Annotated in this window: 16 protein-coding genes; 12 read left to right on the top strand and 4 right to left on the bottom strand. The window is 75.3% G+C overall.

The features are described from left to right. Positions 1-44 precede the first annotated feature (44 nt). The 3 genes from AS188_RS11405 to AS188_RS11395 form a co-directional block, all read right to left on the bottom strand. Positions 45-539 (bottom strand): hypothetical protein, encoded by a 495-nt coding sequence (locus AS188_RS11405; protein ID WP_058858960.1) that lies wholly within the window; start codon positions 537-539, stop codon positions 45-47. Beyond that, entirely contained in the window at positions 536-1612 is a 1077-nt protein-coding gene (locus AS188_RS11400) for a TerC family protein (protein WP_058858959.1), read from the bottom strand. The genes AS188_RS11405 and AS188_RS11400 overlap by 4 nt, the downstream gene beginning before the upstream one ends. Before the next feature lie 240 nt (positions 1613-1852). Next, a complete protein-coding gene (locus tag AS188_RS11395) occupies positions 1853-2359 on the bottom strand; it encodes a GNAT family N-acetyltransferase (protein ID WP_058858958.1) in 507 nt (168 codons plus the stop codon). A 286-nt stretch (positions 2360-2645) separates the two neighbouring features. On the opposite strand from AS188_RS11395, the gene AS188_RS11390 reads away from it, so the two are divergent. From AS188_RS11390 to AS188_RS11380, 3 genes are all read left to right on the top strand, one after another. Next, positions 2646-2969: a DUF6504 family protein gene (locus tag AS188_RS11390; RefSeq protein ID WP_058858957.1), complete on the top strand. Its 324-nt coding sequence runs from the start codon at positions 2646-2648 to the stop codon at positions 2967-2969. Positions 2970-3084: 115 nt separating this feature from the next. Then, positions 3085-3918: a fumarylacetoacetate hydrolase family protein gene (locus AS188_RS11385; RefSeq protein WP_058858956.1), complete on the top strand. Its 834-nt coding sequence runs from the start codon at positions 3085-3087 to the stop codon at positions 3916-3918. 25 nt (positions 3919-3943) lie between these two features. After that, positions 3944-4909 carry a TIGR03885 family FMN-dependent LLM class oxidoreductase gene (locus AS188_RS11380; protein WP_058858955.1) on the top strand — a complete coding sequence of 322 codons (966 nt, stop codon included), beginning with the start codon at positions 3944-3946 and terminating at the stop codon, positions 4907-4909. A gap of 12 nt (positions 4910-4921) precedes the next feature. Here AS188_RS11380 and AS188_RS11375 read toward each other — a convergent pair whose 3' ends face one another. Then, entirely contained in the window at positions 4922-5755 is an 834-nt protein-coding gene (locus tag AS188_RS11375) for a hypothetical protein (protein WP_058858954.1), read from the bottom strand. 211 nt (positions 5756-5966) lie between these two features. Between AS188_RS11375 and AS188_RS11370 the strand changes: the two genes are divergently transcribed. The 9 genes from AS188_RS11370 (at position 5967) to AS188_RS11330 (ending at position 18238) form a co-directional block, all read left to right on the top strand. Continuing rightward, positions 5967-6542, top strand: a complete 576-nt coding sequence (locus AS188_RS11370; RefSeq protein ID WP_058858953.1) for an MOSC domain-containing protein — start codon at positions 5967-5969, stop codon at positions 6540-6542. Between the two features lie 286 nt (positions 6543-6828). After that, positions 6829-10257, top strand: a complete 3429-nt coding sequence (locus tag AS188_RS11365) for a DNA polymerase III subunit alpha (RefSeq protein ID WP_058858952.1) — start codon at positions 6829-6831, stop codon at positions 10255-10257. A gap of 351 nt (positions 10258-10608) precedes the next feature. Then, a complete protein-coding gene (locus AS188_RS11360; protein WP_058858951.1) occupies positions 10609-11571 on the top strand; it encodes a DUF2382 domain-containing protein in 963 nt (320 codons plus the stop codon). Between the two features lie 237 nt (positions 11572-11808). Continuing rightward, positions 11809-13923, top strand: coding sequence for a threonine--tRNA ligase (gene thrS / locus AS188_RS11355; RefSeq protein WP_058858950.1), 2115 nt, complete (start codon positions 11809-11811; stop codon positions 13921-13923). Further along, positions 13920-14504 carry an HIT family protein gene (locus AS188_RS11350; protein ID WP_083529414.1) on the top strand — a complete coding sequence of 195 codons (585 nt, stop codon included), beginning with the start codon at positions 13920-13922 and terminating at the stop codon, positions 14502-14504. Before thrS ends, AS188_RS11350 begins: the two co-directional genes overlap by 4 nt. A 178-nt stretch (positions 14505-14682) precedes the next feature. Then, positions 14683-15990: a Mur ligase family protein gene (locus AS188_RS11345; RefSeq protein ID WP_058858949.1), complete on the top strand. Its 1308-nt coding sequence runs from the start codon at positions 14683-14685 to the stop codon at positions 15988-15990. A 12-nt stretch (positions 15991-16002) separates the two neighbouring features. After that, positions 16003-16725, top strand: coding sequence for a type 1 glutamine amidotransferase (locus tag AS188_RS11340; protein WP_058858948.1), 723 nt, complete (start codon positions 16003-16005; stop codon positions 16723-16725). Positions 16726-16853: 128 nt separating this feature from the next. Beyond that, positions 16854-17615 (top strand): YebC/PmpR family DNA-binding transcriptional regulator, encoded by a 762-nt coding sequence (locus AS188_RS11335; RefSeq protein WP_058858947.1) that lies wholly within the window; start codon positions 16854-16856, stop codon positions 17613-17615. 68 nt (positions 17616-17683) lie between these two features. Beyond that, positions 17684-18238, top strand: coding sequence for a crossover junction endodeoxyribonuclease RuvC (locus tag AS188_RS11330; protein WP_335339140.1), 555 nt, complete (start codon positions 17684-17686; stop codon positions 18236-18238). Positions 18239-18342 lie beyond the last annotated feature (104 nt).

The following is an 18342-nucleotide window of genomic DNA, read 5'->3' as shown; positions in this document are numbered from 1 at the left end:
GGCGGGGCCGGGAGGCGCCGGCCCGGGCGTGCCGGGCGGGGCCCTCAGAGCCGGTCCGGTCCCCTCGGGGGTGCCGGGCGGTGGACCGTGAGCGGCCTGTCCTCGGGTCCCGCCACGAGCACCGTCCCGGCACCGTAGCGCACCGTCGGCAGCGGCACCGCCGCCGGGGTGACCACCACGGCCGCCCCCGCCGCGTGCGCGGCGTGCGCCAGGGCGATGGCCCGGGCCTGCCGCGCCCGGCGGAACGGGCACCTGCGGTGCCACACCGCCCGCGTCGTGGCCGGGATCCCGGTGGCCTCCAGCACGGGCCGCACGCGGGCGGCGACGGCCTCGGCCTCCCGGTGCGCCGCCCGGCGGGCCTGCCGGGTGCGCACCGCGTCCTGCGCGGCGGCCGCCCGCAGCACCGGGACCAGCAGCACCAGCGGCCGGCCCTCCTCCGCGGCGATCCGCGCCGCGCGCCGGGCGACCGCGACGGCCTCGGGGCCGTCGGTGACCACCGCGGCCACCGGCCGGCAGGGGGAGGGCGCCAGGGCGGTCATCGCCGCTCCTCCTCCCGGCGGGCGCCGGAATCCAGGCCCGCGCCCCGCCCGGCGGCGCGCGCGGGGCGGCGCCGGGTGCGCAGGGGCTCGAGGGCGGCGACCTCGGCCTCGGTGGCGACCCGGAACGGCGGCTCGGCCGGGACGGGCAGGGAGCGGCGGCCCTGGCCGCGGGTGGCCCGCAGGCTGGCGACGACGGAGACGGCGATGATCGTGGCGACCACGGCCAGGGAGATGCCGGTGGGGATGTAGAAGAGGTCGATCTTGAGCAGCATCTTGACCCCGACCCAGATCAGCACCAGGGCGAGGCCGATCTTCAGGTACACGAAGCGGTGGATCAGATCGGCGAGCAGGAAGTACATGGCCCGCAGGCCCAGGATCGCGAAGGCGTTGGCGGTGAAGACCAGGAACACCTCGTCGGTCACGGCGAAGATCGCGGGGATGGAGTCCACGGCGAAGACGACGTCGGTGGCCTCGATCAGCACCAGCACCGCCAGCAGCGGGGTGGCCAGCAGCACGCCGTCCTTGCGGACCAGCAGCTTCTGCCCGTGGTAGGCCTCGGTCATGGGCACGAGGCGGCGGAAGGCGCGCAGCACCGCCGACTGGTCGGGGTTCAGGTGCTCGTTGCGCTGGCGGATCATCCGCCAGCCGGTCCAGAGCAGGAACGCGGCGAAGACGTAGAGGACCCAGGAGAAGTTCTGGATCAGCACCGCCCCGGCGGCGATGAAGATCCCGCGGAACACCAGGGCACCGAGCACTCCCAGGAACAGCACGCGGTGCTGGAACTCCCGCGGGACGGCGAACCAGCTGAAGACGATCGCCCAGACGAAGACGTTGTCCACGGCCAGGGACTTCTCGATGAGGTAGCCGGCGAAGTACTGCTGGCCGAGCTCCGCCCCCCACACCCGCCAGACGACGAGACCGAAGGCCACGCCGCAAGCCACCCACACCCCCGACCACACGGCCGCCTCGCGCACGCCGATCACGTGGGCGCGGCGGTGGGCGAACAGGTCGACGGCCAGCACGAGCACGATGAAGCCGAGCACCGCGGCCCAGATCCAGAACGGGACATCCACGACGAAACCCTCCGATCGATCCGATCGGAGGTCTCTCCCGGCCCCGCGGGGCCCGCCCCGCCGGGCCCCGCGGGGCCGGAATGACGACGGGACGACGGTGGGATACTCCCCTCCCTGACACGAACAAGTGAAGCACTCTTCACCTGTTGGGGACAAGGGGTGCCGGAGGGCGGACGGGAGGAGGCCCGGGACCCGCAGCGGGTCCCGGGCCTCCTCCTCGCCCCCGGTCCGGTGGTCGGCTCAGTAGTCGTCGTCCTCCGGGACCCAGCGGTTGAAGTCCAGGGTGAGGTAGAGCGCGAGCGCGGCGGCGTTGTCCTCGGCGATGCGCAGGCACAGCTGGTCGTAGCCGCTGTGGCAGAGGGTGTCCATGCTGGAGCGCACGAGCTGCTCGGCGAGACCCTGCCGGCGGCGGGACGCGGCGGTGAACAGCTCGAAGAGGTACGGGGCGTCCGGGAGCTCGCCGTCGCCCACGCGGCGCTCGAGGGTCAGGGCCGCGGCGACGATCGTGCCGTCCTCGTCGGCGACCACGGGGGAGGCCTCCGCCAGGAGGGGGCCGTACTCGCCGGCGAAGACGCCCTGGACGACCTGGCGGGCCTCCGCGAGGCTGGAGACCCCGCCCTGCTCGTAGGAGGAGTAGTAGAGCTGGGCCAGGGCCTCGGCGTCCTCGGGCGTGGCCGGGCGGGTGGGCACCGGGTTCGGCCTGGTGTTCGCCACGGTGCGGGCGATCAGCGTGATGGTTCCGGTCATGGGGGCCTCCGTGGGTCGACGCCGGCTGCTCCGGCGGGGGCGGACGAGGGGTCAGGGGCGTCAGGGAGGACCCGGCGGGCGCGTCCTCCGTCCTCTCAGCGTATCCATTTCACCGGGGTTGTCCACGGATTCCGGGCGTCCCGGCGCGGTCCGGGCGGCAGGCTCCGGCCAGTGAACACGTGTTCCCCGCAGGAAGCTCATCGGCTTAGCCTGTCGCACAGGTGTTCTAGCTTCCAGAGGACAGGGTGCCCGGCCGGCGGGCGCCGTCGGAGGGAGAGGAGCCGTGGTGGGAGTGCTGACGGAGAGCGTGGACGTGGACTGCGACGCCGAGGGCGTGCCGGTGGGGGTGCGCTGGCGCGGGCGGGCCTACCGCGTGGCGCAGGACCCCGTGCGCTGGTACGAGCGGCGGGCGTGGTGGGCGGAGGACCTGCGGCTGCCCCGGGAGCGGGGCGCCGGGGTCGTCGACCAGCAGATGTGGCGGGTGCAGGTCCAGCTCGGCCCGCGCACGGAGCTGCTCACCCTCGAGCTCGTCCACACCCTCGACACCGGCCGCTGGCGGCTGCTCGCGGCCACGAGCGCGACCGGGATCCGGGTCGGGCGCTGCGCGTGAGGCGGGCCCGCGCGCGGCGGGTCCCGTGCATAGGATCGGGGGTGCGGGCCGTCCGCGCGGCGCCCCGCACCGACCGCGCTCCCCGCGCGGTTCGTCCGGCAGAGAGGCAGCACCCGTGAGACTCGGCACCGTGGCCCGCAGCGGCAGCACCCAGGCCTTCCGGCAGGAGGCGGGGGAGACCGTCTACCTGCCCGTCCCGGACGTGGGGGCGCTGCTGGCCGGGGGCGACCTCTCCCTGCCCGGGGAGCCCGGCCCCGCCCCCGCCCCGGAGGAGCTGCTCACCCCGGTGCTGCGGCCCGGGAAGATCCTGTGCGCCGGGCTGAACTTCCACGACCACGCCGAGGAGGTCGGCCAGGAGATCCCCGAGCACCCCACGATCTTCGCCAAGTACGCCAACGCCCTCGTCGGCCCCGTCGACCCCATCGCGATGCCCGAGGAGTCCGAGAAGATCGACTGGGAGGCCGAGCTCGTCGCGGTGATCGGCACGACCGTCCGCCACGCGGACGCCGGACGGGCCCGGGCGGCCATCGCCGGGTACACGATCATGAACGACGTCTCCGTGCGGGACTGGCAGGGCCGGACCTCCGAGTGGTTCCAGGGCAAGAACTTCGACCGCACCACCCCGGTGGGCCCCGTCGTCGTGACCCCGGACGAGGTCGACCCCGAGGCCGGCCTGGCCGTGCGCTGCACGGTGGACGGGGTGCGCCACCAGGACTCCAGCACCGACCGGATGATCTTCTCCGCGGTGCAGCTGGTGGAGTACCTCACCCGGTTCATGACCCTGGAGCCGGGCGACCTCGTCGCCTGCGGCACCCCGGCCGGCGTGGGCCTGGCGAAGAAGCCGCGGCGGATCTGGCTGCGGGACGGCCAGGAGGTCGTCACCGAGATCGAGGGCATCGGCGAGCTGCGCAACGTGTGCACCCCCGCCGAGGACCTGCTGCCCCGCTGACCCGACCGCGACCGGAGGAGACCCCATGGCGACCGTCGGCTTCCACGCCTCCCACGAGCAGATCCCGCCCGAGCAGCTGCTGCGCGACGTCCGGCACGCCGAGCAGGCCGGCTTCGCCGCCGCCATGTGCTCGGACCACCTCGAGCCCTGGTCCCCGCGGCAGGGGCACGCGGGCTTCGCCCTGTCCTGGCTGGGGGCGGCGCTGGCCTCCACCGCGCTGCCGTTCGGGTTCGTGCACGCCCCGGGCCGGCGCTACCACCCCGTGGTCACGGCCCAGGCCACGGCCACGCTGGCGCGGATGTTCCCCGGCCGCGTCTGGGTGGCGCTGGGCACCGGGCAGCGGCTCAACGAGCGGCCCGTCTCCCCGCACTGGCCGGCCAAGGAGGAGCGGCAGCGCTTCCTCGAGGCGAGCTTCGACGTCGTCCGCCGCCTGCACGCGGGCGAGGAGGTGACCCGCGAGGAGCCCTTCCGCGCGGACCGGGCGCGGGTCTGGAGCGCCCCCGAGGTGCCCCCGCCCCTGCTGGTGCCCGCCCTGACGCCGGCCACCGCCCGCCGGTTCGCCCCGGTCGCCGACGGGCTGATCACCGTCAACCAGCCGCTCGAGGACCTGCGCCGGATGCTGGAGGCCTACCGGGAGGGCGGGGGCACCGGGCGCACCGTGCTCCAGGTGCACCTGAGCTGGGCGCCCGAGCCCGAGCAGGCCCGGGCGATCGCCCGGGACCAGTGGCGCACCAACGTCTTCGACCCCGTGACCATGGCCGAGCTCGCCTCCCCCCAGGACTACGAGCGCAAGGCCGTCCAGCAGGACGTCGGCGACGAGCAGGTGGCCGGGGCGGTCAACGTCTCCGCGGACCTGGGCCGGCACGCGCAGTGGCTGCACGAGTACGCCGAGCTGGGCTTCGACGAGCTGCAGCTGCACCACGTGGGCCGGGAGCAGGCGCCGTTCCTCGACGCCTTCGGCCAGGAGGTGCTCCCGCAGCTGGCCGGCTGAGCGGGACGCCGGTCAGTGGGGCAGGTTGCGCTCCAGCCACAGGGTCAGCCACAGCTTCAGGCGCACCTCGTCCCACTCCGGGACGTCGACGACCAGGGCGGCGGGCCCGTAGCGGTGCACCGAGACGACGCCGTCGCGCTCGCACAGCTCGTCGACCAGCCGCTCCACCAGCGCCGGGTGCCGCTCGGGCAGGTCGGCGCGCAGCCCCACGTCGAAGCAGCCGACCTCGGCCACGACCGTCACCAGCGGCTCCCCGGAGGACCCGCCCTCCACCGTGCCGCCGCGCAGCGCGACGGCCGTCCGGCGGACGTGGGCCAGCATCGCGTCCCCGTCCATCGGGTCGCGGCCGTGGGCGGACTGGTAGGCGCTGTAGAGCGGCAGCCCCGGCAGGAAGACCTGGTGGCCGCCGGCGGCGAGCACCGGGTAGTTGAGCGACGGGTGGTCGACGAGACGGTGCTCGCCCACCTGCCAGCGCGCCTGCGGCACGGCGGCCGTGAGCACCTCGGCGAGGTAGGCGCAGAACCCGTCGACGAGCACCAGCGACTCCTCCGGCGGGTGCGGGTCCACCAGCTTCCCGTGGCGGGCCCAGCTCGGCCACCGGGACCGGGTCGGATCGGTGTCGAGGGTGCGCGGGTCCGTGCCGAGCGCCGTGATCCGCGCGGTGATCCGGTCCCACAGCGGGGCCGTGGACTCCGGGGTGCCGTCCAGCAGGTCGTCGGGGGCGGCCCCCTGCGCCCCGAGCCAGGACCGCAGCCGCCGCAGCGCCGGGCCGCGCTCGGCGCGGTACTCCTCCAGCGCGGCCGCCGCCTGCTGCTGCGTCATCCACTCGTACAGCAGTTCGCCCATGGGGGAACTCTAACCGGGATCGCAGCGCGCCCCTCCGGGCCCCGGGGGCGCACGGGAGCGGGCGCCCCGGAGCGACTGCGGGGCGGCGGGCTCCCGGGGTGGGCCCGGACGGCGCGGGCCCGGACGGCGCGGGCGGCGCGGACCCGTGCTGCGGGGGCCCGTGCTGCGGGGTCCGTGCTGCAGGGGCCCGTGGGGGTGGGATGCTGGGGGCATGAGCATGCCGCACCGCTACGACGTGGAGATCCTGCACCTGCTCGTCTCGCCCGGGCACGCCTACTTCGGCAGGGCCCGCGACGGCGCCGCCGACGTGCCCACCCGGGACGCCGACCGGGTCGAGCTCGTGGCGGGCAAGGGCGTCGTCGGCGACCGCTTCTTCGGGAAGGCCGCCCACATGGACGCGGCCGTGACCCTGCTCGCCGTCGAGGCCCTCGAGGCGATGGCCGCCGAGCTGGGCGCCGCCGCGCCCTTCGACCCGCTGCTGACCCGGCGCAACGTGGTGCTGCGCGGGGCGCACCTGCCCCCGCTGCTGGGCGAGGAGTTCGCCCTGGAGACCGGCGGCGCCCCCGTGCGCCTGCGGGGCGGCCGGGCGGCCCACCCCTGCGCCTGGATGGACGAGGTGCTGGCCCCCGGCGCCCACGCGGCGATGCGCGGGCGCGGCGGAATCCGCTGCCGGGTGCTCACGGACGGGGTCCTCCGCCGCGGCCCGGCGGTGTTGCACAGCCCCGTGCCGCTCGAGCCGCAGCGGGCCGGGGAGGCCGTGCTGCGCCGGGCCTCCCGGCTGCCCTAGCACCGGGCCTCCCGGCACCCTCGCCCCGGCCGCCCGGCGCTGGGGCACGTCCCTCCGCCCCGGCCGCCCGGTCGCTCAGCGCTGGGGCACGTCCCCTCCGCCCCGGCCGCCCGGATCCCTGCGCCCCCGCACCCGCCGCCCGAAACGGTGGCCGCCCCGGGCCCGGGGCCGGGACGGGCCGGCGCGACGAGGACCCGTCCCGGCTCCCCGGGCCGCGCAGAACGCACCGGGCCCCCGTCGGCGGTTTGCGATTGACTTAAGGTCGAACACATCTTCGAATGAAGGGGTGAGCTTCCCGCACCTCCACGTCGCCACCGCATTCAGTGCCCACTACGGGGTCAGCCACCCCCGGGCGCTCGCCGCGGCCGCCGCCGCCGACGGCGCGGACGCGCTCGCCTGCACCGACCGGGACGGGCTCTACGGCGCCGTCAAGCACCTGGGCGCCTGCCGCGAGCACGGTCTCGACCCGGTCCTCGGCGCCGACCTCGCCCTCCTCGACGACGACCGGCACCGGGTCCTCGGGCGCGTCGTGGTCCTCGCCGCCGGCGGCACGGGCGGCGCGGGCTACGCCGCCCTGTGCCGGCTCGTCTCCGCGGCCCACGCCGACCCCGGCGCACGGGACGGGCGCGGCCCCGGGCGCGGCGGGTCCCTCCCCGTGGGGGTGGACGCCCGCCGCCTGGCCGCCCACGCGCGCCTCCTCGCCCCGGGCACCCCCGCGCTGACCGTCCTGCTGGGACCGGACTCCGACGTCGGCCGCGCGCTCGCGGCCCGCCGCTACCGGAGCGCCCGGGCCGCCCTCGCCCGCTGGCGCTCCCTGCTGCCCGCCGAGGCGCTCGCCGTGGAGGTCGTCCCGCACCTGGCCGCCCCCGGCGTCGCCGGCAGCACCCCCCACGCGGCCCGGATGCTGCGGGCCGCCCTCGAGGCCGGGCTCACCCCCGTGCTCAGCAACGCGGTGCGCTACGCGACCCCCGCGGAGGCCGCGACCGCCGACGTCCTCGACGCCGCCCGCGCCCTGACCCCCCTCGAGGCGCTGGGGGCCGCCGGGGCGCGCGGGGGCCGGGAGAGGGCCACGGCCATGCTGCAGCCCAACGGGCAGGGCTGGCTCAAGCCCGCACACCAGATGCACGCGCTGGCCGCCGAGGTCGCCCGGGCCGCCGACCTCGGCGCGGAGGGGACCGCGGCGCTGCTCGCCGGCACCGGGCGGGTGGCCGACCGCTCCCGGCTGGACCCCGTCGCGGACTGCGGCTGGGGCCGGCCCGTGGTGCCCGAGGCCGCCGTCCTGGGCCTGGAGCGGCCCGCCGCCGCCGAGCTGCGGGCCCGCTGCGAGGCCGGGCTCGCCCGCCGCTACCCGCACCGGCGCGACGGCCCCCGGGTGCGCGACCGGCTCGAGCAGGAGCTGCGGGTGATCGACGAGCTGGGCTTCGCCGCCTACTTCCTCACCGTCGCAGAGGTCTCCGCGATGATCGGGGCGCTGGGGGTGCGCCACGCCGCCCGCGGCTCCGGGGTCTCCTCCCTCGTGAACTACCTGCTCGACGTCTCCCAGGTGGACCCGCTCGAGCACGACCTGCTCTTCGAGCGCTTCCTCTCCGGGGACCGCTCGACCCTGCCGGACGTCGACATCGACGTCGAGTCCGCCCAGCGCCACCGGGTCTACCGCGAGGTCTTCGCCCGCTTCGGCGCGGAGCGGGTGAGCCTGATGAGCATGCAGAACGCCTACCGGGCCCGCGGCGCCGTCCGGGACGCCGGCCTGGCCCTGGGCCTGGACCCGGAGGCCGTGGACGCCGTGGCCAAGCAGCTGTGGAACCTGCCCGCCGCCACGCTGCGCACGACCCTGGCCGAGCGCCCCGAGCTGCGGGAGCTGGCCGAGCAGGTGGCCCGGGAGCGGCAGCTGGACCTGCTCGTGGACCTCACCGAGCGCCTCGACCGGCTGCCCCGGCACATCTCCGTGCACCCGTGCGGGGTGATCCTCGGCGACCGCCGCCTGCTGGACCGCACCCCCGTGCAGGCCAGCGGCATGGGCCTGCCCATGAGCCAGTTCGACAAGCACGACATGGACCCCATGGGGATGCTCAAGCTCGACGTCCTCGGGGTGCGGATGCAGTCCGCCCTGGCCCACGCCGTGGAGGAGATCGCCCGGATCCACCCCGGCCGGCCCCGCCTGGACCTCGACGCGGTCCCGCGCGACGACCCGGCGACGTTCGCCCTGATCCGCACCACCCACACCCTGGGGTGCTTCCAGATCGAGTCCCCCGGCCAGCGGGAGCTCATCGGGAAGATGGCCCCGGAGCGGTTCGAGGACCTGATCGTGGACATCTCGCTCTTCCGCCCCGGACCGATGCACTCGGACATGGTGCGGCCCTTCCTCGAGCACCGCCACGGGTGGTCCCGCCCCGAACCGGTGCACCCGGCCCTCGACCCGATCCTCGCCGAGACCCAGGGGGTGACGGTCTTCCACGAGCAGGTCCTGCGCATCCTCGACGCGTTCACCGGGTGCGGCCTGGCCCGCGCCGACGAGCTGCGCCGGCGGCTGGGCTCCGAGCGCGAGGCCGGGGTCGAGGCCCTCTTCCGCGAGCGCGCCCGGGACCGGGGCGTCCCCCCGGACGTCGTGGACCGGGTGTGGGGGATCCTCGCCGCGTTCGGCTCGTTCGGCTTCTGCAAGGCCCACGGGGCGGCGTTCGCGGTGCCCACCTACCAGTCCGCGTGGCTGAAGGCCCACCACCCCGAGGCGTTCCTGGCCGGGCTGTGGGAGCACGACCCCGGGATGTACCCCAAGCGGCTGCTGGTGGGGGAGGCGCGGCGGATGGGGATCCCGGTCCTGCCCGTGGACGTCGACCGCTCGGACGAGCACTACCGCGTCGAGCGCCTCGACGACGACCCGTCCCGCCTCGGCGTGCGGATGGCCCTCACCGGGGTCCACGGCGTGGCCCGGGCCGAGCTGCGCCGCATCGCCGCCGGGCGGCCCTACGCCTCGCTGGCCGACCTGCGGGAGCGGGCCCGGCCGGGCCGGCGGACCCTCGAGCGCCTCGCCGCCGTGGGCGCCCTCGACGGTCTGCTGCACCGCTCGGGGGCCGCCGCCTCCCGGGCCGACCTCGTGCACGCCCTGCGGGCGCGGGCCGACGCCGCCCGGCCCCCGCGGGCGGGCGGGGCGGGAGAGGTCGAGGGCCAGCTGGCCCTCGACCTGGGGGACCTCGAGCTGCGCGCGCTGCCCGCGGAGCGGCCCGAGCCCTCGCTCGCGGAGAAGGTGCGCACCGAGCTGGACCTGCTCTCCGTGGACGTCTCGGCCCACCTGCTGGAGAGCTGGGCGCCGCTGCTGCGCGCGCTCGGGGTGACGCCGGCGGAGCGGCTGCTCGAGCTGCGCAGCCGCTCGGAGGTGCTCGTGGCCGGGGTGCGCGTCTCGACCATGACCCCGCCGATCCGCAGCGGCCGCCGGGTGGTCTTCGTCAGCCTCGACGACGGCACGGGGGCCGTGGACTGCGCCTTCTTCGACGACGCCCAGGAGCGCTCCGGCCGGCACCTGTTCGGCACCCGCCTGCTGCTGGTGCACGGGCGCACGCGGCGCACCGGTCCCCGCGGGATCAGCGTGAGCGCGCTGCAGGCCTGGGACCTCGCCGACCCCGGGACCCCCGCCGCGGTGCGGGCCGCGACCGGGGCGCCGGGGCCCGCCCGTCCCGGCGGTGGCCGGGGACCAGCCCTGCAGGTACGATCAGCACACTGATCAAACGAGTGGTCCCGCCCCCGGCGGGACCGGGAACGGAGCACCACGAGCATGCGCAAGATCCTGCTGACCCTCGCCCCCATCGTGATCGGGCGCCTCCTCGACCGCCGCCGGCAGGGCGGCGCCGGGTCCGCCCGGCGCCGTCCGCGCCGGCGCTGACCGGGCGCCGCCCCCCCGGCCGGTCCCGCCCGCACCGGATTTCACTCTGAGTGAAGCCATTGGTCAGTGGGCTGATCGGCAGTATGGTTACTACCAACAGCGGACGAGCTGCACCGCCACCCCCGGCGGTTCGCCCGCGACGGACCCCACCCGGGGCCGTTGGAACGCAGACCAACCGGAGAAGGAGTTCTCATGGCTACGTACGACGTGAACGCACTGCTGTCGGCCACCGCCTACGGCTCGGACGGCGACAAGATCGGCAAGGTCGAGCAGGTCTTCCTGGACGACAACACCGAGGAGGTCACCTTCGTCACCGTCAACACCGGCCTGTTCGGCACCAAGGAGAGCTTCGTGCCCGTCGACGGCGCGCAGCAGGACGGCGACCGCCTCGTCCTCCCGTACACCAAGGACGTCGTCAAGGACGCCCCCGGCGTCGACGCGGACCAGCACCTCTCTCCGGCCGAGGAGGAGGAGCTCTACCGCTACTACAAGATGAACTACGACGGCACCGCCGCCCGCACCGATCGCGACCGCACCGCCGCGGGCACGGCCGCCGCCGGCACGGCGGGCACCGCCGGCTACGCCGGGACCGAGCGCGACGACCGCTACGCCACGGACACCGACCGCAACGCCGTGCCGGCCACCGGCACCACCGCGGGCACGGCGGGCACCGCCGGCTACGCCGAGACCGAGCGCACCGAGGAGCTCGACCGCGACCGCACGGCCGGCACCGCGGACCTCGACCGCGACCGCACCGGTGTCGACGACGGCTCCGTGGTCCGCCACGAGGAGCAGCTGCACGTCGGCAAGGAGCGCCGGGAGACCGGCCGCGCCCGCCTGCGCAAGTACGTCGTGACCGACCACGAGACCGTGGACGTGCCGGTGGAGCGCGAGGAGGTCCGCGTCGAGCGGACCCCGCTGAGCGGCACCGAGGCGACCGCCGGCACCATCGGCGAGGAGGACGTCGAGGTGACCCTCCACGAGGAGCGCCCCGTCGTCGCCAAGGAGACCGTGGGCGTCGAGAAGGTCGGGCTCGAGAAGGAGACCGTCCGCGACACCGAGCGCGTCGAGGCCGACGTGCGCAAGGAGCAGGTCGACGTCGAGAACGACGCCGACCGCGGCCTCACCGACCGCGACCGCCGCGACCGCATCTGATCGGAGACCTCCGATCCCGCCGGGCCCGTCCCGGCGGCCCCGGAGCCCCCGTTCCCCGTCCCGGGGGGCGGGGGCTCCGCCGTGCCCGCCGCGGGCGTCCCGCACCGGTCCCGGGGCCGCCGCGGTGCGGGCGGGTACCATCGGAGGCGGTGCGTGCCGCCTGCCGTGCGGCGCCGCCTCCGCACGCCCCTCCGTACGGGCGCGCGCCCACCCCACGACCCAAGGAGTTGCCTCCCGATGACCACCGCGCCGGAGCCCACGACCTCGCCCGCGTCCCTGACCATCACCGTCGACGGCGAGCGGCGCACGGTCGGGGCGGGGACCACGGCCGCGGACCTGTACCGGGAGGACCGCGCCGTCGTCGTCGCCCGCGTCGGCGGCGTCCTGCGGGACCTGACCCACGAGCTGGCCGACGGCGACGTCGTCGAGCGGGTGCTGATCTCCGACCCCGAGGGCCTCGAGGTGCTGCGCCACTCCGCCGCCCACGTGATGGCCCAGGCCGTGCAGCAGCTGCACGAGGAGGCGAAGCTGGGGATCGGCCCGTACATCATCGACGGCTTCTACTTCGACTTCGACGTCGCGCAGCCCTTCACCCCCGAGGACCTCAAGGCGATCGAGAAGCGGATGCAGAAGATCGTCAACTCGACCCAGTCCTTCCGCCGCAGAGCGGTCGACGAGGCCGAGGCCCGCGCCGAGATGGCCGACGAGCCCTACAAGCTCGAGCTCATCGGCCTCGCCCAGGGCCCCGGCTCCGGCGGGGACGTCGACGCCGCCGCCGAGGGCGCCTCCGTGGAGGTGGCCGCCGGCGAGCTGACGATCTACGACAACGTGGACCGCAGGACCGGGGAGACGGTCTGGAAGGACCTGTGCCGCGGACCGCACCTGCCCGACACCAAGCTGATCGGCAACGGCTTCGCCCTCACCCGCTCCGCGGCCGCCTACTGGCGCGGGTCGGAGAAGAACCAGCAGCTCCAGCGCATCTACGGCACCGCCTGGCCGACCAAGGAGGAGCTGACCGCGTACAAGGAGCGCCTGGCCGAGGCGGAGCGGCGCGACCACCGCCGCCTGGGCGCCGAGCTGGACCTGTTCTCCTTCCCGGACGAGCTCGGCTCGGGCCTGCCCGTGTTCCACCCCAAGGGCGGGATCATCAAGCGGGAGATGGAGGACTACGTCCGCGACCGCCACGTGGACGAGGGCTTCCAGTACGTGGGCACCCCGCACATCTCCAAGGACGGGCTCTTCCACACCTCCGGGCACCTGCCCTACTACGCGGAGACCATGTTCCCGCCGCTGCACGTCGACGAGGAGCGCGACGAGGACGGCACCGTCACCAAGCCGGGCCAGGACTACCGGCTCAAGGCGATGAACTGCCCCATGCACAACCTCATCTACCGCTCCCGGGGCCGGTCCTACCGCGACCTGCCGCTGCGGCTGTTCGAGTTCGGCCACGTCTACCGCTACGAGAAGTCCGGGGTGGTCCACGGCCTCACCCGCGTGCGCGGCTTCGCCCAGGACGACTCCCACTCCTACGTCACCCGCGAGGACGCCCCCGCGGAGATCCGCCACCTGCTCGAGTTCATCCTCGGGCTGCTGCGGGACTTCGGCCTGACCGACTTCTACCTCGAGCTCTCCACCCGCGACCCGGAGTCGGAGAAGTTCATCGGCTCCGACGAGCAGTGGGAGGAGGCCACCCGCGTCCTGGAGGAGGTCTGCACCGAGACCGGCCTGGACCTCGTGCCGGACCCCGGGGGAGCCGCCTACTACGGGCCGAAGGTCTCCGTGCAGGCCAAGGACGCGATCGGGCGCACCTGGCAGATGTCCACGATCCAGTACGACTTCAACCAGCCCGAGCGCTTCGACCTCGAGTACCAGGCGGCCGACGGCACCCGCCAGCGCCCGGTGATGATCCACTCCGCCAAGTTCGGCTCGATCGAGCGGTTCCTGGGGGTGCTCGTGGAGCACTACGCGGGTGCGTTCCCCGCCTGGCTGGCCCCCGTGCAGGTGCGGGCGATCCCGGTCGCCGAGGCCTTCGACGACTACCTCCGGGAGGTCGTGGCGAGTCTGCGCGCCCGCGGGATCCGCGCCGAGCTCGACGCCGGCTCCGACCGGTTCCCGAAGAAGATCCGCACCGCGGCCAAGGACAAGGTCCCGTTCGTGCTCATCGCCGGCGGCGAGGACGCCGAGGCCGGCGCGGTCTCCTTCCGCTTCCGCGACGGCTCCCAGGACAACGGGGTGCTCGTGGGGGAGGCCGTCGAGCGGATCGTGGCCCACGTGCGCGGGCGCGTCAACGAGGACCCCACCGCCCCCGCGCGCCGCGAGGACGCGGCGGCGGCCGCGGGAGCCGGGCAGTGACCGGACCCGCGGACCGCTCCTGCGGCGCGCCCCCGCCCGGCTGGATCCGCCAGGACGAGTTCGAGATCCCCGGGGTCCCCGACAGCTTCCAGCGGCTGTGGACCCCCCACCGGCTCGCCTACGTCCGCGGCGAGGACCCCTCCGTGCAGGCCTCCCCGGGCTGCCCGTTCTGCGGCGGCCCCGAGCGCGCCGACGAGGAGTCGCTGATCGTCCACCGCGGCGAGCGGTGCTTCGTGATCCTCAACCTCTTCCCGTACAACCCCGGGCACCTGCTCGTGTGCCCGTACCGGCACGTCGGGGACCTGACCGACCTCGACGACGACGAGGCGGAGGAGCTCACGCAGCTCACCCGCACCGCCGTCGGCACGATCCGGCAGGTGGCCTCCCCGCACGCGTTCAACATCGGGCTCAACCTGGGCCCGGCGGCCGGCGGGTCCCTCTCGGAGCACCTGCACCAGCACGTGGTGCCGCGCTGGAACGGGGACGCCAACTTCATGCCCGTCCTCGCCGGGACCAAGGCGATCATGCAGACCCTCGGCGACACCCGCCGGGACATCGCCGAGGCCTGGCCCCGGACCTGAGCGGCGCCGTCGTCCTCCCGCGCCCGGTCCCGTCCCCGGGCCGGTCGCGGACCGGGTGCGCGGGCCGCAGGCGGGGCGGGGGCCGGGGCAGCAGGAGCGCGGGCCCGCCCCCGTCCGCCGCCGCGGGGCGGAGCCTCCCGCGGCCCTGCGTGCCCGGGTGCGACGCCCACGTCCTAGGATGGAGCGCATGTCCCGACCCCACGTGCGCCTGCTCGGCCAAGGCATCCGGTACCTGACCACCCTGCGCGGGGGAGGCTCCGCCTTCCCCGGGCTCGTGATGGAGAAGCTGCACCCCGGGTTCGTCGCCGAGGAGCTCGCGAAGCTGCCCCACGGGGTCGTGGTCGTCAGCGGCACCAACGGCAAGACCACCACCACCAAGATGGCCGTGCAGCTGCTGCGCGCCCAGGGCCTGAAGGTCTTCACCAACCGCACCGGCTCCAACTTCGTGCGCGGGGTGGCCGCGGCCCTGCTGGGGGAGATGAGCCTCACCGGCCGGCTCGACGCCGACATCGCCGTCCTCGAGCTCGACGAGGCCCACGCCGTGCACTTCGTCAAGCAGGTCGAGCCCCGGTACGCCCTGCTGCTCAACGTCATGCGCGACCAGCTCGACCGCTTCGGCGAGATCGACACCACCCGCCGGATGCTCGCCCGGATCGCCGCCGCCACCACCGGAACGGTCGTGCTCAACCGCGAGGACCCCCGCATCGCCTCCCTCGCCGAGCACGTCCCGGAGGGCACCGGGATCCGCTGGTTCGGCCTCTCCGCCGCCCTGCGCCCCCTGTTCCCCTCCGACGACGACATGCGCTCCGCCGGCGGGCCCGAGGCCGGCGCCGACCACGAGGACGAGCTCGCCCCCCGCCCGGCCGCCGCCGTGGAGCTGAGCTCCTTCGAGGCCAACCGGGTGCGGCTGCTCGTCGAGGGCCGGCCCGTCGAGACCACGGTCGACCTCTACGGCGTCTACAACATCTACAACGCCGCCGCCGCCCTCGCCCTCGCGCTCGCGGTCGCCGGCCCCGACGCCGACCGGCCCGCGCTGCTGGCCGAGCTCTCCCGCGTGACCCCCGCCTTCGGCCGCGGCGAGACCATCGAGGTCGGCGGGCGCCCGCTGCAGCTGCTGCTCGTGAAGAACCCCGCCGGGTTCCGGCTCTCCCTGGCCTCGGCCCGCCCCGGGGACTACGCCACGATGATCACCATCAACGACGAGTACGCCGACGGCCGCGACGTCTCCTGGCTGTGGGACGTCGACTTCCACTCCCTGCGCGAGGGCGGGGTCGACGTCGTCGCCGGCACGCGCGCCTGGGACATGGCCCTGCGCCTGGACCACGACGAGGTGCCCGTGCGCGAGGTCGTGCCCGGCCTCGGCGACGCCCTGCGCCGCTTCGTGGCCGGGGCCGGGGACCGCCCCATGCGCGTGTTCTGCACCTACACCTCCATGCTCGAGCTGCGCCGGGAGCTCTCCCGCGTGGCCGAGGTCGCCGAGATCTGAGCGGAGCTCCCCATGACCGAGCGCAGCATCCACCTCGTCCAGCTCTACCCGAAGGACATGAACATCTACGGGGACTGGGGCAACACCCTCGCCCTCAAGCGCCGGCTCGAGCGCTACGGCTACGCCGTGCGGCTGAGCGACCACGACCCCGGGGACCCCTTCCCGGCCGACGCCGACCTGCTCGTGGGCGGCGGCGGACAGGACTCCGGGCAGTTCCGCGTCCAGGAGGACCTCCAGCGCATCGCCCCCGAGCTGCGCGCCATGGCCGCCGACGGCGTGCCCCTGCTCGCGATCTGCGGGCTCTACCAGCTCCTCGGCCACGAGTTCCGCACGGCCTCCGGGGAGGTGCTGCCCGGCATCGGCCTGCTCGACGCCACCACCGCGGCCGGGCCCACCCGGCTGATCGGCAACATCGTCCTGGAGTCCCCGGAGTTCGGCACCGTCGTCGGCTACGAGAACCACTCGGGGCTCACCCGCCTCGGCCCCGGCCAGGACCCGCTGGGACGGGTGGTCAAGGGCGCCGGCAACAACGGCGAGGACGGCACCGAGGGCGCCCGCGTCCACCATGTGGTCGCCTCCTACCTGCACGGGTCCCTGCTGCCGAAGAACCCGGCCGTGGCCGACCACCTCATCCGCGCCGCCGTCGAGCGCCGGCACGGGAGCTTCGACGCCGAGCCCCTCGACGACACCCTCGCCGAGCGCGCCCGCGAGGCCGCGATCGCCCGTCCCCGCTGAGCCACCGGCCGGGGCGGGCGCACCCGGTAGAATGGTCCACGACTCTCCCGGGCCGCCCCCGGCGCGTCCCCGGGGCGCAGCCGCCGCGGGGGCGCGCCCCCACCGCAGGACTTCCCGAGGAGGAACGCATGTCCGGACACTCCAAGTGGGCGACCACCAAGCACAAGAAGGCCGTGATCGACGCCCGTCGCGCCAAGGCCTTCGCCAAGTACATCAAGGGCATCGAGGTCGCCGCCCGCATGGGCGGGCCCGACACCGCCGGCAACCCGGCGCTCGAGCTGGCCGTGACCAAGGCCAAGAAGAACTCCGTGCCCAACGACAACATCGACCGGGCGATCAAGCGCGGCGCCGGCCTGACCGGCGAGACGATCAACTACGACGAGATCCTCTACGAGGCCCGCGGCCCCCAGGGCACCGCCCTCTACATCGAGTGCCTCACCGACAACAAGAACCGCGCGGCCTCCGAGGTGCGCGTGGCCGTCACCCGCAACGGCGGCACCATGGCCGACTCCGGGTCCGTGGCCTTCCTCTTCGAGCGCAAGGGCGTCGTCGAGGTCGCGAAGAAGGACGGGCTCACCGAGGACGACGTCCTCGTGGCCGTCCTCGACGCCGGCGCCGAGGAGGTGATCGAGGGCGAGGAGGAGTTCGAGGTCGTCTCCGAGGCCACCGACCTGCCCGCGATCCGCACTGCCCTCGACGAGGCCGGGCTCGAGTACAACAACGACGACCCCCAGTTCCGCCCGTCCATGAAGGTCGAGCTCGACGAGGACGGCGCCCGCAAGTTCCTGCGCCTGGCCGACGCCGTCGAGGAGCTCGACGACGTGCAGAACGTCTACTCCAACGCCGAGATCCCGGCCGAGGTCCTCGCCCGGCTCGAGGACGAGGACTGAGCACGCAGGGCCAGCGCATCCTCGGGGTCGACCCCGGGCTGACCCGGTGCGGGTTCGGCCTCGTGCAGGTGCGCGGGGACCGCACCGCCACGCTCGTGGAGGTCGGCGTCGCCGGGACCCAGGCCGCCGAGCCCCTCGACCGGCGCATCCTGCGGATCTGGGAGGCCACCGACGAGTGGATCCTGCGGCACCGCCCCGACGCCCTGGCCCTCGAGCGGGTCTTCGCCCAGGCCAGCGTGCACACCGTGATCGGCACCGCCCACGCCTCCGGGGCCGTGATCGCCGCGGCCGCCCGCCACGGGGTGCCCGTCGCCTGGCACACCCCCTCGGAGGTCAAGGCCGCCGTGACGGGCGACGGCCGGGCCGACAAGGCCTCGGTCGCGCGCATGGTCGTGCGGATCCTGCGCCTGGCCGAGGCCCCGCGCCCGGCCGACGCCGCCGACGCCCTGGCCATCGCCATCTGCCACGGCTGGCGCGGGGGCGGCACCGGCCTCGACGCCACCGCCGGCACCGAGACCCACCAGGGCGCCCGGCCCGTGGCCGCCCGCCGCTCCGCCATGACCCCCGCCCAGCGGGCGTGGGCGGAGGCGGAGGCCCGGGCCCGGCGCGGCCGGGCCGGCTGAGCCCCCCGGCCGGGCCGGTGCGGGGCGTCGGCCCGCCCTGCTACAGTGGCCGTCGACCCGCATTCGTAGATCCGTTCGAATCGTCCGCGCCCGGCCGGGCGCGC

It is taken from the genome of Kocuria flava (genome assembly GCF_001482365.1).
Taxonomy (GTDB): Bacteria; Actinomycetota; Actinomycetes; order Actinomycetales; family Micrococcaceae; genus Kocuria; species Kocuria flava.
The sequence above is the reverse complement of the archived record's forward strand: the minus strand, read 5'-3'. Positions and strand labels throughout refer to the sequence as shown.